General features: G+C 60.9%; 12 protein-coding genes, 1 tRNA gene and 1 riboswitch. Of the genes, 1 reads left to right on the forward strand and 12 read right to left on the reverse strand.

All coding sequences use genetic code 11. From position 1 onward, the window contains the following. Window positions 1-125: 125 nt before the first annotated feature. The 5 genes from PMI24_RS02590 to ltaE form a co-directional block, all read right to left on the reverse strand. Window positions 126-216: transfer RNA gene (locus PMI24_RS02590), tRNA-Ser, on the reverse strand. A gap of 62 nt (window positions 217-278) precedes the next feature. Further along, window positions 279-467: a carbon storage regulator CsrA gene (csrA, locus tag PMI24_RS02595; protein ID WP_002554426.1), complete on the reverse strand. Its 189-nt coding sequence runs from the start codon at window positions 465-467 to the stop codon at window positions 279-281. Between the two features lie 187 nt (window positions 468-654). Then, window positions 655-1,896 (reverse strand): aspartate kinase, encoded by a 1,242-nt coding sequence (locus PMI24_RS02600; RefSeq protein ID WP_007951048.1) that lies wholly within the window; start codon window positions 1,894-1,896, stop codon window positions 655-657. A 90-nt stretch (window positions 1,897-1,986) separates the two neighbouring features. Continuing rightward, window positions 1,987-4,605 carry an alanine--tRNA ligase gene (gene alaS, locus PMI24_RS02605; protein WP_007951049.1) on the reverse strand — a complete coding sequence of 873 codons (2,619 nt, stop codon included), beginning with the start codon at window positions 4,603-4,605 and terminating at the stop codon, window positions 1,987-1,989. Window positions 4,606-4,751: 146 nt separating this feature from the next. After that, window positions 4,752-5,756, reverse strand: coding sequence for a low-specificity L-threonine aldolase (gene ltaE, locus PMI24_RS02610; protein WP_007951050.1), 1,005 nt, complete (start codon window positions 5,754-5,756; stop codon window positions 4,752-4,754). Between the two features lie 198 nt (window positions 5,757-5,954). Beyond that, a riboswitch (FMN riboswitch) is annotated at window positions 5,955-6,126 on the forward strand. Window positions 6,127-6,228: 102 nt separating this feature from the next. Here ltaE and PMI24_RS02615 point away from each other — a divergent pair. Beyond that, window positions 6,229-6,738, forward strand: coding sequence for a 6,7-dimethyl-8-ribityllumazine synthase (locus tag PMI24_RS02615; protein ID WP_007951051.1), 510 nt, complete (start codon window positions 6,229-6,231; stop codon window positions 6,736-6,738). Between the two features lie 45 nt (window positions 6,739-6,783). Here PMI24_RS02615 and astE read toward each other — a convergent pair whose 3' ends face one another. The 7 genes from astE to PMI24_RS02650 form a co-directional block, all read right to left on the reverse strand. Further along, the gene (astE, locus tag PMI24_RS02620; protein WP_007951052.1) at window positions 6,784-7,794 is read right to left on the reverse strand and encodes a succinylglutamate desuccinylase; all 1,011 of its coding nucleotides are present in this window, start codon (window positions 7,792-7,794) and stop codon (window positions 6,784-6,786) included. 12 nt (window positions 7,795-7,806) lie between these two features. Continuing rightward, complete coding sequence (locus PMI24_RS02625) at window positions 7,807-8,097, reverse strand: hypothetical protein (RefSeq protein WP_045121633.1); 291 nt, start codon at window positions 8,095-8,097, stop codon at window positions 7,807-7,809. 63 nt (window positions 8,098-8,160) lie between these two features. Further along, window positions 8,161-9,507, reverse strand: a complete 1,347-nt coding sequence (gene astB, locus PMI24_RS02630; RefSeq protein WP_007951054.1) for an N-succinylarginine dihydrolase — start codon at window positions 9,505-9,507, stop codon at window positions 8,161-8,163. 137 nt (window positions 9,508-9,644) lie between these two features. Continuing rightward, window positions 9,645-11,114, reverse strand: a complete 1,470-nt coding sequence (gene astD / locus PMI24_RS02635) for a succinylglutamate-semialdehyde dehydrogenase (protein WP_162831781.1) — start codon at window positions 11,112-11,114, stop codon at window positions 9,645-9,647. Next, window positions 11,111-12,136: an arginine N-succinyltransferase gene (gene astA, locus PMI24_RS02640; protein ID WP_007951056.1), complete on the reverse strand. Its 1,026-nt coding sequence runs from the start codon at window positions 12,134-12,136 to the stop codon at window positions 11,111-11,113. The genes astD and astA overlap by 4 nt, the downstream gene beginning before the upstream one ends. A gap of 51 nt (window positions 12,137-12,187) precedes the next feature. Beyond that, window positions 12,188-13,207: an arginine/ornithine succinyltransferase subunit alpha gene (gene aruF / locus PMI24_RS02645; protein ID WP_007951057.1), complete on the reverse strand. Its 1,020-nt coding sequence runs from the start codon at window positions 13,205-13,207 to the stop codon at window positions 12,188-12,190. Between the two features lie 131 nt (window positions 13,208-13,338). Continuing rightward, complete coding sequence (locus PMI24_RS02650; protein WP_007951058.1) at window positions 13,339-14,559, reverse strand: aspartate aminotransferase family protein; 1,221 nt, start codon at window positions 14,557-14,559, stop codon at window positions 13,339-13,341. Window positions 14,560-14,693 lie beyond the last annotated feature (134 nt).

The following is a 14,693-nucleotide window of genomic DNA, read 5'->3' on the forward strand; positions in this document are numbered from 1 at the left end:
CAGCTGAGCTACGAGTGCATTTGTTGCGCCGCATTATAGCCCGTCTAATCTCTATTCCAACCACTTTTTCTATAAATTTCAACAACTTACAGAAAAAGCCAGATTACAACGTACTAAGCAAATAATGGCGGAGAACGGGGGATTCGAACCCCCGACACCCTTTTGAGGTGTACTCCCTTAGCAGGGGAGCGCCTTCGGCCACTCGGCCAGCTCTCCGCAACACGGGGCGTATATTAACCACCTTCTTCCCCGTTTGCAAACATAAAAATCGATAAAAATTAATGGCTTGGTTCTTCGTCCTTCTCTTTCTTTATACGCAGATAGATTTCTTCACGGTGCACGGCCACCTCTTTCGGGGCGTTGACGCCGATACGCACTTGATTTCCTTTAACGCCGAGCACGGTCACGGTGATTTCGCCATCACCGATAATCAGGCTTTCTGCGCACCGACGAGTCAGAATCAGCATACCTTTCTCCTCACGCGAATCATTTCAGGGACAACAGTCTGCAAAAAAAAGGCACCCGACCTACAACCGGAGCGATCGTAGCCCTACATGCCTGAGTATTGACCAGCGCGAGCAAAAGAACAGTTCAGGGCTCACGCCATTCAAAAAATAAAGGGCGCGGTCAGACCGCGCCCTTCATTGACCAGGATTACTCGCCCTGACGGGCCGGAGCGTCCAGTTCGAAAGCCGTGTGCAGGGCGCGCACGGCCAGTTCCAGGTACTTCTCTTCGATCACCACGGAAACCTTGATTTCCGAGGTCGAGATCATCTGGATGTTGATGCTTTCTTTTGCCAGGGATTCGAACATGCGGCTGGCCACGCCTGCGTGGGAACGCATGCCGACGCCGACGATCGAGACCTTGGCAATCTTGGTGTCGCCAACCACTTCACGGGCACCGATCTCGCGAGCGGTGTTTTCCAGCACGGTTTGCGCGGACTGGTAGTCGTTGCGGTGCACGGTGAAGGTGAAGTCGGTGGTGTTATCGTGCGCGACGTTCTGCACGATCATGTCGACTTCGATGTTCGCGGCACTGATCGGGCCGAGAATCTTGAACGCCACGCCCGGGGTGTCTGGCACGCCACGGATGGTCAGCTTGGCTTCATCGCGGTTGAAAGCGATGCCGGAAATGATCGGCTGTTCCATGGTTTCCTCTTCATCAATAGTAATGAGGGTGCCCGGACCCTCCTTGAAGCTGTGCAGTACGCGCAGCGGAACGTTGTACTTGCCGGCGAACTCCACGGCGCGGATCTGCAGCACCTTGGAACCGAGGCTGGCCATTTCCAGCATCTCTTCGAAGGTGATCTTGTCCAGACGCTGAGCAACCGATACCACACGCGGGTCAGTGGTGTAGACACCATCGACGTCGGTGTAGATCTGGCATTCGTCAGCCTTCAGCGCAGCGGCCAGCGCCACACCGGTGGTGTCGGAACCGCCACGACCCAGGGTCGTGATGTTGCCGTGCTCGTCGACGCCCTGGAAACCGGCGACCACCACCACGCGACCTGCTTTCAGGTCACCGCGAATCTTCTGGTCATCAATTTGCAAGATACGCGCTTTATTGTGCGCGCTGTCCGTCAGGATCCGCACCTGGTTGCCGGTGTACGACACCGCCGGCACACCGCGCTTGATCAGCGCCATGGCCAACAGGGCGATCGTCACCTGCTCACCAGTGGAAACGATCACGTCCAGTTCACGAGGAACCGGTTGATCTTCGCCACTGATTTGCTTGGCCAGATCGATCAGACGGTTGGTTTCGCCGCTCATTGCAGACAGCACAACCACCAGGTCATCGCCGGCATCGCGGAATTTCTTAACCTTGTCGGCGACCTGCTCGATTCTCTCGACAGTGCCGACCGAGGTGCCTCCAAATTTCTGTACGATCAAAGCCATTTCAAAGCCGCCTCTGCCCATGAAGGGCGCCCAATAATCACTCGAACAGCCGCCGGGCCCGCCACTAGACTGCGGGCCCGACGGGCCGTCTTATAAACCCTGCTCGACGAATGGAACGGTCAGCGCCAGTGCGCCATCCAGTGCGCCGGCGTCGACACCGCCGCCCTGCGCCATGTCCGGACGACCACCGCCCTTCCCGCCCACTGCCGCAGCAGCCTGTTTCATCAAATCACCGGCTTTGAGTTGGCCAGTCAGGTCCTTGGTTACGCCTGCAACCAATACGACCTTTTCCTCATGGACACTGCCGAGCAGGATCACTGCGCGGCCGAGTTTGTTTTTCAGCTGATCGACCAGCGCCAGCAGCGCCTTGCCGTCCTGACCATCCAGACGCACGGCCAGCACTTTCACGCCCTTGACGTCCACGGCCGAGACCGACAGATCGTCGCCGGCAGCGGCGGCAGCCTTGGCCTGCAACTGCTCGAGCTGTTTTTCAAGCGCACGGTTGCGCTCCAGCACAGCCGACAGCTTGTCGATCAGGTTGTCGCGGCTGCCCTTGACCAGGCTGGCCGCTTCCTTGAGTTGTTCTTCAGCAGCGTTCAAGTAAGCCAGCGCCGCAGCGCCGGTGACCGCTTCGATACGACGCACGCCCGATGCCACACCGCCTTCGCTGATGATTTTCAGCAGGCCGATGTCGCCGGTACGGTTGGCGTGGATACCGCCGCACAACTCGACGGAGAAATCACCGCCCATGCTCAGCACGCGCACGTTGTCGCCGTACTTCTCGCCGAACAGCGCCATCGCGCCTTTCTGCTTGGCGGTTTCGATGTCGGTTTCTTCGGTTTCAACAGCGGAGTTCTTGCGAATCTCGGCGTTGACGATGTCTTCCAGCGCCTTGATCTGCTCCGGCTTGATCGCTTCAAAGTGGCTGAAGTCGAAACGCAGGCGCTGACTGTCGACCAACGAACCTTTCTGCTGAACGTGCTCGCCCAATACCTGACGCAGCGCAGCGTGCAGCAAGTGGGTGGCCGAGTGATTCAACGAAGTCGCATGACGCACTTCAGCATCGACATGCGTTTCAACCGGTGCAGCGATAGTCAGGCTGCCGGACGCCAGCACGCCGTGGTGCAGGAACGCGCCGCCGGTCTTGGTGGTGTCGCGCACATCAAAACGGCTGTTGCCGGCCTGCAGGTAACCGCAATCGCCCACCTGGCCGCCGGATTCAGCGTAGAACGGCGTCTGATTCAGAACGATCACCGCCTCTTCGCCTTCATTCAAGACGTCGACCGACTGGCCATCTTTATAGATAGCGACAATTTTCGCCGAACCGCTGGTGTCGGTGTAACCGGTGAACTCGGTGGCCACATCAACCTTGACCAGCGTGTTGTAGTCCAGACCGAACGAACTGGCCGAACGTGCACGAACACGCTGGGCTTCCATCTCGCGTTCGAAACCGACTTCGTCGATGGTCAGACTGCGCTCGCGAGCGATGTCCGCGGTCAGGTCCATCGGGAAACCGTAGGTGTCGTAGAGTTTGAACACCACGTCACCCGGCACCACGGTGCCTTTGAGTTCCAGCAGATCCTGCTCGAGGATCTTCAAGCCGTGATCCAGGGTCTTCGAGAACTGCTCTTCTTCGGCCTTTAGCACGCGCTCGATGTTGGATTGCTGCTTCTTCAGTTCCGGGAACGCTTCGCCCATCTCGGCGACCAGTGCCGCAACGATCTTGTAGAAGAAGCTGCCGGTGGCGCCCAGCTTGTTACCGTGACGGCAGGCACGACGGATGATCCGGCGCAGCACGTAGCCACGGCCTTCGTTGGACGGCAGCACGCCGTCGGCGATCAGGAAACCGCACGAACGGATGTGGTCGGAAACAACCTTGAGCGACGACTGATCGCCATTTTCGCAACCGATTGCCTCAGCCGAAGCTTTCAGCAGGTTCTTGAACAGATCGATGTCATAGTTGGAGTTGACGTGCTGCATCACCGCACTGATCCGCTCCAGGCCCATGCCGGTATCCACCGACGGCGCTGGCAACGGATGCAACACGCCGTCGGCGGTGCGGTTGAACTGCATGAACACGTTGTTCCAGATCTCAATGTAACGGTCGCCGTCTTCTTCCGGCGAACCCGGAGGGCCGCCCCAGATGTGGTCGCCGTGATCGTAGAAAATCTCGGTGCATGGGCCGCACGGGCCGGTATCGCCCATGGTCCAGAAGTTGTCGGACGCGTAAGGCGCGCCTTTGTTGTCGCCGATGCGGATCATGCGCTCGACCGGCACACCGACTTGCTGGGTCCAGATGTCATACGCTTCGTCGTCGGAGGCGTAGACGGTGACCCAGAGTTTTTCCTTCGGCAGTTTCAGAACGCCGGTCAGGAATGTCCAGGCGAAGGTAATCGCGTCGTGCTTGAAATAGTCCCCGAAGCTGAAGTTGCCCAGCATTTCGAAGAAAGTGTGGTGACGGGCGGTATAACCGACGTTTTCCAGGTCGCTGTTCTTGCCACCGGCACGCACGCATTTCTGGCTGCTGGTCGCACGGGTATACGCGCGCTTTTCCTGGCCCAGGAAGCAGTCCTTGAACTGGTTCATCCCCGCGTTGGTGAACAGCAGGGTTGGGTCGTTGCCCGGAATCAAAGAGCTGGAGGCTACACGGGTGTGGCCTTGCTCTTCGAAGAAGCGAAGGAAGGCTTCACGGATTTCTGCGCTTTTCATTAGGTTCTTCCACGGAGGCTGCGGCCAAAGGCCTGTACGAAACGTCAACAGACGAAACGACGGCAAAGGGCCGCATTATATCGGCCCTGCGCGCGGGGTACAGCGTGTTTATACGATAGAAACGGTCAATTGGGTGGCTAACGCTGTCACTTGCGCGAAAACTCGACGAATGTCGCGATCACTTGCTCGATTTGCGAGCGATTGACGTCCATGTGCGTGACCATCCGCAACCGCGAGGCGGCACTCAATTTGATCCCGCGCTCGGCAGCGAATGCCTTGATCGCCTCGGCACGGTCGCCCATCTGCACGTAAACCATGTTGGTCTGCACCGGTTCGACGCTGAAACCGGCCTCGCGCAGGCCTTCGGCCAGCAACTGCGCGTTGGCATGGTCATCCGCAAGACGCTCAACGTGGTGATCCAACGCATACAGCCCCGCCGCCGCCAGCAATCCGGCCTGGCGCATACCGCCACCGACCATTTTGCGAAGGCGCCGGGCCTTTGCAATCAACGCCGACGAACCGCACAGCACCGAGCCGACCGGCGCGCCGAGGCCTTTGGACAGGCACACCGAGACCGAATCGAAATATTGGGTGATTTCCCGGGCATCGACCCCTAGCTTGACCGCCGCGTTGTACAGCCGCGCGCCGTCCAGATGCAGCTGCAGGCCATTGTCCTGAGTGAACTGACGGGCCCGGGCCAGATAGTCCAGCGGCAGCACTTTGCCCTGCATGGTGTTTTCCAGCGCCAGCAGGCGGGTGCGGGCGAAGTGGAAGTCATCAGGCTTGATCGCCGCTGCCACCTGATCCAGGTCCAGCGAACCATCGGCCTGCACTTCCAGCGGCTGCGGCTGGATCGAACCGAGCACCGCTGCGCCGCCGCCCTCGTACTTATAGGTGTGCGCCTGTTGACCGACGATGTACTCGTCACCGCGCTCGCAGTGCGCCATCAGGCCCAGCAGGTTGCTCATGGTGCCGGTCGGAACGAACAGCGCGGCGGCGAAACCCAGCCGTTTCGCCAGTTCGCCTTCCAGACGATTGACCGTCGGATCTTCGCCATACACGTCATCGCCGGTGTCGGCGCGGGTCATCGCGTCGAGCATGGCGGGAGTCGGTTGAGTGACGGTGTCGCTGCGAAGATCGATAACGCTCATGAACCTGGCCTCAAGTCAGTAGGGGAAATCCCTTTACGAAGAGGAATTACTGCGGGCATGGCGCGGATTAATCAACCCTTGCGCAAGGAAAAGTCGTTTCCTGCGCTTCGAAAAATCCGATGACAATCATCACAAAGGCGCAATGCACAGTCCGGCAATCTGTGTTAAAAACGCTGCGCCGCCCGATAAAGGGCGGCGAAACGTTCTCAGGGCGGGGTGCAATTCCCCACCGGCGGTAATTGCGCGCAATGCGCATAGCCCGCGAGCGCTTGGTGACGGACACGGCAAAAACCGTGAGCGGCGGCAAGGTCAGCAGACCCGGTGTGATTCCGGGGCCGACGGTCATAGTCCGGATGAAGAGAGAACGGGATTGACGCCAAAGGGCCGTCCGCCGTGTTCGCGCGAGCGTGCGTACCCTTGAATCCCTTTCGATTCATAACGCCCTGTTTTTCACACAAACAGGAGTCAGAACATGCAACCCACCGCTATCGACAGCAAAAGCAAACACACTCACGGCGAGCGCGTCGCGTTCATCCAGGCCTGCTGGCACAAGGAAATCGTCGACCAGAGCCGTAAAGGCTTCCTCGCCGAAATGATCGCTCAGGGTTATCAGGAATCGGACATCGATTTCTTCGAAGTCGGCGGCGCCTTTGAAATGCCTCTGCACGCCAAGCTGCTGGCCAAGACCGGTCGTTATGCCGGTATCGTTGCCGCCGCCCTGGTGGTGGACGGTGGAATCTACCGTCACGAGTTCGTCGCCCAGTCGGTGGTCAGCGGCCTGATGCAGGTTCAGCTGGAAACCGAAGTGCCAGTGTTCTCGGTATCGCTGACCCCGCACCACTTCCATGCCGGCGAAGAACACCTGAAGTTCTTCTTCGAGCATTTCGTGCACAAGGGTCAGGAAGCGGCGAAGACCTGCGCCGATACGCTGCAGAAAGTGCGTGCGTTGCGCCGCACCGAGCCGCGCGCCGTAGCGGTCTGATGCAATAACGATCTCCCCCGCGCGCTGCGCGGGGGAGATTCAGTTTCAGGCAAGATTTTCGTCAGTGGTCGGCACGATCAGAATGCCCGCCCGCAGGCCGTTCTTGACCTTGGGGTTGGGGAAGATGATCCGCGCGCCCTGCTCTTCGATAATCCAGCGGGTATTGGCCAGATCTTCGGCCAGCACATAACCCACATCCAGTTCCGAAAAGTTTTCGATGTCCGCCGGCAGGTTCAGACGGAACGCATCGCTGTGCTTGATGATTTCCCGTGCCACGCTGAACAGTTGCAGACCGTCCAGGCCCTGCTCTGCCATTTCCGGCTCAGTGCCTTCGATGATCTGCTTCAGGCGGGTTTCCAGCAGTGACACATTGACCCCGGCGTTCTGCCCGAACGGCCGCGCCTTGCCCAGTTCCAGCGTGAAGGACTCGGCCCCCAGCTTGTCGTAGGTGTAGGAGCTGAACACGATCGACGGCTTGTTCTGCAACAGCACCGCTTCCATGCCGGCGGCGCGCAGGCGGGCCAGCTCAAGACGGGAATGCTGGCGACCTTCCTTCCACGGATATAAAGCGAACTGCTCGATCTTCGAACCACGAATCGCGGTGTGCAGGTCGTAGTGCAGGCGCTGACGATCAGGAAGACTGAAGAAACTCGCCGCCAGGCGTTCCAGCTCGCAGGCGCGCAGGGCTTCGGAACCGCTGCTTTGTTCGTGACGGCCGTTGAACAGCCGATTGACGTCCTGCTCGACGAAACGCTCGCCCTTGCGAATCGCTTCCGGGTTGCCGAACAGGAACAGAATGCGTGCGCGCGGCTTCAGATCGCCGCGAGCGATGTCATGCAGCAACCGGTCGAGCAATTCGATCGGTGCCGTTTCGTTGCCGTGGATTCCTGCCGACAGCAGCAGGTCCAGGCCATTGTCGCGCGCTTCGGGTGGCCGGACTTCCAGCGCACCTTCGCTCAGCCAGCGCATGCGCACGCCTTCGACAGTCAGTTGAGTCTTCTCCGCCGGTTCGCGGCCGGCGAGGGTCAGTTCAAGCAGTTTGCCGAGGGCGAGCATAGAGCGGTTTCCTTAATGGTCGTGATTGCAATCCGGGCCGTGCACGTGGCCGTCATCGTCGCCGAGATCAGCCGGTTCCATCTCCAGTTGCAGACTTACCAGATTAGTCGCCAATGGGCGCAACAGCAGGTTGGCGTACTCTTCGTCGCCCTCTTCGACATCCACGCCGATCAACAGTTGGCCGCGGGGGTCCTGCTGGATCCACAGCTCTTTGCCTTGCCACTTGACCGCGAAGCGGTTGCAGGAAATGTCCGTTTGCTTGCCGTCAGTGTCTTCAAGGATCAGCTGCATGGAATCGCTCATGTCTTTTTTTACGCTCTGTTGGGGAGACAAGCCGCGCGCCGCGTTCAGGCGGCGCGCCGGCCATCAATTGATCTGGAATGGATAAACCGCGCCCAGTTTAAGGATTTGCGTCAGTTCATCCAGTGCCGTCCGGCATTCAAGCAGCAATTGCGGATCCGCCAGATCACTTTCGGTCAGGCGGTCGCGGTAGTGCTTTTCAACCCATGCGGTCAACGAACCGTACAACGGGGCGGTCATGATAACCCCTGGGTTGACGGCCGCCAGCTCGGTTTCGTTGAGCGCGACGCGCAGACGCAGGCAAGCCGGGCCACCGCCGTTCTGCATGCTTTGCTTGAGATCGAAGACTTTTACTTCGCGGATCAGGCCGCCGGAGCTGGTCAGGCCTTGCAGGTAATTCCACACGCGCTCGTTGCCACGGCACTCTTCCGGCACGATCAGCAGCATCGAACCGTCAGGGCGCGACAGCAGCTGGCTGTTGAACAGATAGGAACGCACCGCGTCGTCCACGGTGACCGCCGAACGCGGTACGCAGACCGACTGGAAGTTGCCGCCGACCTTGGCCAGTTTGGCTTGCAGTTCGGCCAGCATCTGATCGGTGTCGAGGAACGCGTCCTCGTGATAGAACAGCACCTCGCCGTTGCCCACCGCGATCACGTCGTTGTGGAACACGCCCTGATCGATCACCGCAGGATTCTGTTGCGCGTAGACCACGCCGTCGTCACGCAGGCCGTGCAAACGAGCGACTGCTTGCGACGCTTCGAGGGTCTGGCGCGCCGGGTATTTCTGCGGCGCCGGGTAACGGGTGTCGAACGCACTGCGACCGAACACGAAGAACTCGACGCCGGCCTCGCCGTACTCACGGCAGAAACGCGTGTGGTTCGCCGCGCCTTCGTCGCCGAACTGCGCCACTGCCGGCAATGCGGCGTGATGAGCGAAGTGCTGCTGGTTGGCGAACATCGCGCCCAGCACGCGACTGGTGGTCGGGTGCTCGATGCTGCGGTGGTATTTGCAGTTCAGGTTGGCGGCGGTGAAGTGCACGCGACCGTCAGCGGTGTCGGCGCTCGGGCTGACCGTGGCGGCGTTGGCCACCCACATGCTCGACGCCGAGCAGCTGGCAACCAGCAACGGCATCGCTTCTTTGGCGGCGCGCTCGATCACCTGAGCATCGGTGCCGCTGAAACCCAGACGGCGCAGAGCAGTCACGTCCGGACGCTCCTGCGGTGCGAGAACGCCCTGCTGAAAGCCCATTTCCATCAGCGCTTTCATTTTCGCCAGACCTTGCAGCGCCGCTTCCTTCGGGTTCGAAGACTGCTGGCTGTTGCTCTGGGACGCAACGTTGCCGTAGGACAGACCACCGTAGTTATGGGTCGGCCCCACTAGACCGTCAAAATTGACTTCATAGGATTTCATCAGCGAGGCTCCACGAGAATCTGTTGTTATAGGCTTCAGTAACTATTCTTTGAGACCGCGGCGCGGCCATCGCTGGCAAGCCAGCTCCCACAGGAATCTCATCGTCCTTGTGGGAGCTGGCTTGCCAGCGATGGGCATCACGCCATCTTCACGCCAGGCGTCAGGGCCGCCGGCATCACCAGGCTCGGGGTTTCCAGCGAGGCCACCGGGTACGCGCAGTAATCCGCCGCGTAGTAGGCACTGGCGCGGTGGTTGCCCGAAGCGCCGACACCGCCGAACGGCGCGCTGCTCGCAGCACCCGTCAGCTGTTTGTTCCAGTTGACGATACCGGCACGGCTTTCCAGCCAGAACTGCTGGTAGCGCTCTTCGGAATCCGACAGCAGGCCAGCGGCCAGACCAAACGCGGTGTCGTTGGCTTCGGCAATCGCCGCCGCGAAATCGGCGTAGCGGATCACTTGCAGCAACGGGCCGAACAGTTCTTCATCGGAGCGATCGGCAACCGCCGTCACATCAACGATGCCCGGGGTCAGCAGCGCCGACTTCGCCTGTGGTTGAGTCATCGCCAGCAGCGAAACCGCGCCATTGGCCAGCAAATGCGCCTGGGCATCCATCAGCGCTTTTGCCGCGCCGAGGGAAACCACCGAGCCCATGAACGGCGCCGGCTGCTGGTCGAATGCACCGACTTCGATGGTCGAGCTGACTTCCACCAGACGCTTGAGCAGGCTGTCGCCCCACGCGCCTTCCGGCACCAGCAGACGACGGGCGCAGGTGCAACGCTGACCGGCAGAAATGAATGCCGACTGAATAATCGTGTACACCGCCGCATCAAGATCAGCGACCTGATCGACCACCAGCGGGTTGTTGCCGCCCATTTCCAGCGCGAGGATCTTGTCCGGACGACCGGCGAACTGCTGGTGCAGGTGATTGCCGGTACGGCTCGAACCGGTGAAGAACAGACCGTCGATGCCCGGGTTCGCCGCCAGAGCGATCCCGGTTTCACGGGCGCCTTGCAGCAGGTTCAGCACGCCGGCCGGCAGACCGGCTTCGATCCAGCACTTGACCGTCAGCTCGGCGACTTTCGGAGTCAGCTCGCTCGGTTTGAACAGCACGCTGTTACCGGCCAGCAGCGCCGGCACGATGTGGCCGTTCGGCAAATGGCCAGGGAAGTTGTAAGGGCCGAACACCGCGACCACGCCGTGCGGCTTGTGGCGCAATACGGCGGTGGCGTCGCCCAACGGGCCGCTCTTCTCGCCGGTGCGTTCGCGGTAGCTCTGCACCGAGATCGCGATCTTGTTGACCATGCTGGTGACTTCGGTCGCGGCTTCCCACAGCGGTTTGCCGGTTTCCTCACCGATGGTGCGGGCCAGCTCATCAGCGTGGTTTTTCAGCGCGGCGGCGAACGCTTCGAGCACGCTGATGCGATCTTCCAGGGTACGACGGGCCCAGCCCGGGAACGCCTGACGCGCAGCCTGCACGGCCGACTCGACCTGAGCGGCGGTGGCGCCCTCCCCCGACCACAGCACTTGCTGGGTCACCGGGTTCAGCGATTGAAAGGCCTCGCCCTGACCGGCCAGCCACTCACCTGCGATGTATAGCGAATTCATTATTTCGACTCCCGAGCAGCAGACAACGCCACGGCGCGAACCTGATCGCCAGCGTTGAGTTGAAGACGTTTGGCGGTCAGCGGATCGACCACCAGAGTGCCGGCAGCCAGACGGGCCGGCGCAGCCGTGATGCGGCAGTCTTCGCGTTTGCGGTTATGGATGATGAACGGCGTGGCGTCGTCGCCCGGCGTGCCGATGGCCAGCACCAGCGCTTCGCTGTCACGCACCGCGCGGATCTTGCTGGTCTCGCACTCGATGGCTGGACCTGCGTCGAAGATATCGACGTAACCCTGATAGCTGAAGCCTTCGCTCTTGAGCATCGCCAGCGCCGGCTCGGTGTCCGGGTGCACCTGACCGATGACGTTGCGCGCGTCCGGCGACAGGAAGCAGGTGTACAGCGGGAATTTCGGCATCAGTTCAGCGATGAACGCCTTGTTGCCGACACCGGTCAGGTAATCGGCCTGGCTGAATTCCATCTTGAAGAAGTGACGGCCCAGGCTTTCCCAGAACGGCGAACGGCCAGCATCATCCGACACACCGCGCATCTCGGCGATGATCTTGTTGCCGAACAGTTGCGGGAATTCGGCGATGAACAGCATCCGCGCCTTGGACAGCATGCGGCCATTGAGGCCGGTGCGGTAATCGGCGTGCAGGAACAGCGAGCACAGTTCGGAGTTGCCGGTCAGGTCGTTGGCCAGGAACAGCGTCGGGATCTCGCGATAGATGTTCAGTTCCTGCGAGGCGCTGACGGTCAGGCCGACGCGGAAGTTGTACCAAGGCTCGCGCAGACCGACGGCGCCGGCGATGGCGGAAATCCCCACCACGCGACCGTCATCGTCTTCGAGCACGAACAGGTAGTCCGCGTCGCCACGGCCGGCTTCACCGCGAAAGGTCTTCTCGGCCCAGCCGACCCGATGGGTCAGGCGCTCTTCGTTGGCCGGCAAGGTGGTCAGGCCGGTGCCGGTGCTGCGGGCCAGGTCGATCAGAGCGGACAAATCGCTGCTGCGTACGGGACGAACAATCATGCTATCTCCTCAAACGGGCCGCCGTGGCCACCCGTGAAACTCGCTAAGGCGTTAAACCGCCACCAGGCGCACGCTGGCACCTTCACCGACGCCCAGGGCTTCGGCCGCTTCCAGATCCAGGGTCACCGGTTTGCCCGGCGCGTAATCCAGTTCAAGCAATACCGCGCGGTAATCCTGCAACTGGGCATTGGCCACCAGATACTGGCGACCGGCACCTTTGACCGGCTCGCCGATCTTCACCGGCACCACGCGGCTCTGGGCGATCGAACGGATCCCCGAAACGCGCGCGTGCAGGGTCGGGCCACCGTCGAAGATGTCGATGTAGTGATCGGTCTCGAAGCCTTCGCGCATCAGGATGTCGAAGGTGATCTGCGCACGCGGGTGCACCTGGCCCATCGCCTCTTGAGCGGAGTCTGGCAGCAGCGGCACGTAGATCGGGTAATGCGGCATCAGCTCGGCGAGGAATGTACGGCTTTTCAGGCCACACAGACGCTCGGCCTCGGCGTAGTTCAGGTCGAAGAAGTTGCGACCGATGGCGTCCCAGAACGGCGAGTCGCCGTTCTCGTCGCTGTAACCGACGATCTCGGTCACCACCGAATCGGCGAACCGCTCCGGGTGGCTGGCAACGAACAGCAGACGGCCACGGGAGTTGAGTTCAGACCACGGCGAACCCACCAGCTCGCGCTGCACGTAGAAACTGGTCAGCAAGCTGTTGCCGGTCAGGTCGTGGCATTGCGAAAGCACGTGGATCTTGTTGTGGATCTTCAGCTCGCGGGAAGCGTGCACGAAGGTCTCGTTGCGAAAGCTGTAGAACGGCTCGGAATAACCGGCCGACGCAACGATTGCCGAGCAGCCCACCAGTTTGCCGGTGGCAGTGTCTTCGAGGACGAAGAAGTAACTCTCTTCGCCGTTGAAGCTCACTTCGGCGGCAAACGAGGCTTCGCTCGCAGCGATCTTGTCGCTCAGGCGTTCAACGTCATCCGGCAAGGAAGTGACACCAATCGGGCTGTCCGCAGCCAGACGCTGTACCTCGCCCAGATCAGCCATTTGCGCGGGGCGCATCACCAGCATGGTGTCACTCCTTTATCTACTTCAGGTCGGCGAAAGCGCCGACTCGGGAAAAAAATGCCGGGCAGGCCCGGCACAGGAAAATGGTCCCGGCGCCTGTCGATGACGACAGACGCCGGGCGGTCTTGCATGAATCAGGCTTGGGTCAGTTTCGCAGCAGCACGTTCGAAGCGATCCAGACCGGCGTCGATGTCCGCGTCTTCAACCACCAGGCTCGGGGCGAAACGGATCACGTCCGGGCCAGCTTGCAGAATCATCAGGCCTTCTTGTTCAGCGGCGTTGAAGATGTCCTTGGCCTTGCCTTTCCAGGCATCGCTCAGCACGCAACCGATCAGCAGACCGAGACCACGCACCTGGGTGAACAGGCCGTATTTCTCGCCGATCTGTTGGAGGCGGGTCTTGAACTTGTCGTGCTTGGCGTTGACGCCGTTCAGCACCTCAGGGGTGTTGATCACGTCGATCACCGCTTCGGCCACGGCGCACGCCAGCGGGTTGCCGCCGTAAGTGGTGCCGTGAGTGCCGACGACCAGGTGTTTGGCCAGCGCTTCGGTGGTCAGCATCGCGGCGATCGGGAAACCGCCGCCCAGGCTCTTGGCGCTGGTCAGGATGTCCGGAACCACACCGAAATGCTGGTAGGCGAACAGGTTGCCGGTGCGGCCCATGCCGGTCTGCACTTCGTCGAACACCAGCAGCGCGTTGTTTGCGTCGCACAGTTCACGGGCGCCTTGCAGGTAAGCCAGCTCGGCCGGCAGCACGCCGCCTTCGCCCTGGATCGGCTCCAGAACGACCGCGCAGGTCTTGTCCGAAACAGCGGCTTTCAGCGCCGCCAGATCGTTGTACGGCACGTGGGTGATGCCGGTGATTTTCGGGCCGAAACCGTCGGAATACTTCGACTGGCCACCGACGTTCACGGTGAACAGAGTACGGCCGTGGAAGCTGTTGAGCGCAGCGATGATTTCGTACTTCTCGGTGCCGAAACGGTCGAACGCGACACGACGGGCCAGCTTGAAGGCGGCCTCGTTGGCTTCGGCGCCGGAGTTGCAGAAGAACACGCGTTCGGCAAAGGTGGCGTCGATCAGCTTGTGCGCCAGGCGCAGGGCCGGCTCGTTGGTGAACACGTTGGACACGTGCCACAGCTTGTTCGCTTGCTCGGTCAAGGCACCGACCAGCGCCGGATGCGCATGGCCCAATACGTTGACGGCGATGCCGCCGGCGAAGTCGATCAGCTCGCGGCCGGACTGGTCCCAGACGCGGGAACCGGCGCCACGCACAGGAATGAAAGCGGCAGGCGCGTAGTTGGGAACCATAACCTGGTCGAAATCGGCGCGTTGTACCGCAGCGTGCTCAACGGACATCGGAGTCTCCTGATGAGGGCCACCCGCCTGAAACTGGCGAGCGATGGGGGGATTGTAAGGACAGTTTTCAGCCCGGCCTTGTCGCCAAGCGACAACTTCTTATAGCGCAAACCCCGGATTTTCCCGGGTTTACG

Source organism: Pseudomonas sp. GM25 (genome assembly GCF_000282255.1).
Lineage (GTDB): Bacteria > Pseudomonadota > Gammaproteobacteria > Pseudomonadales > Pseudomonadaceae > Aquipseudomonas > Aquipseudomonas aphyarum.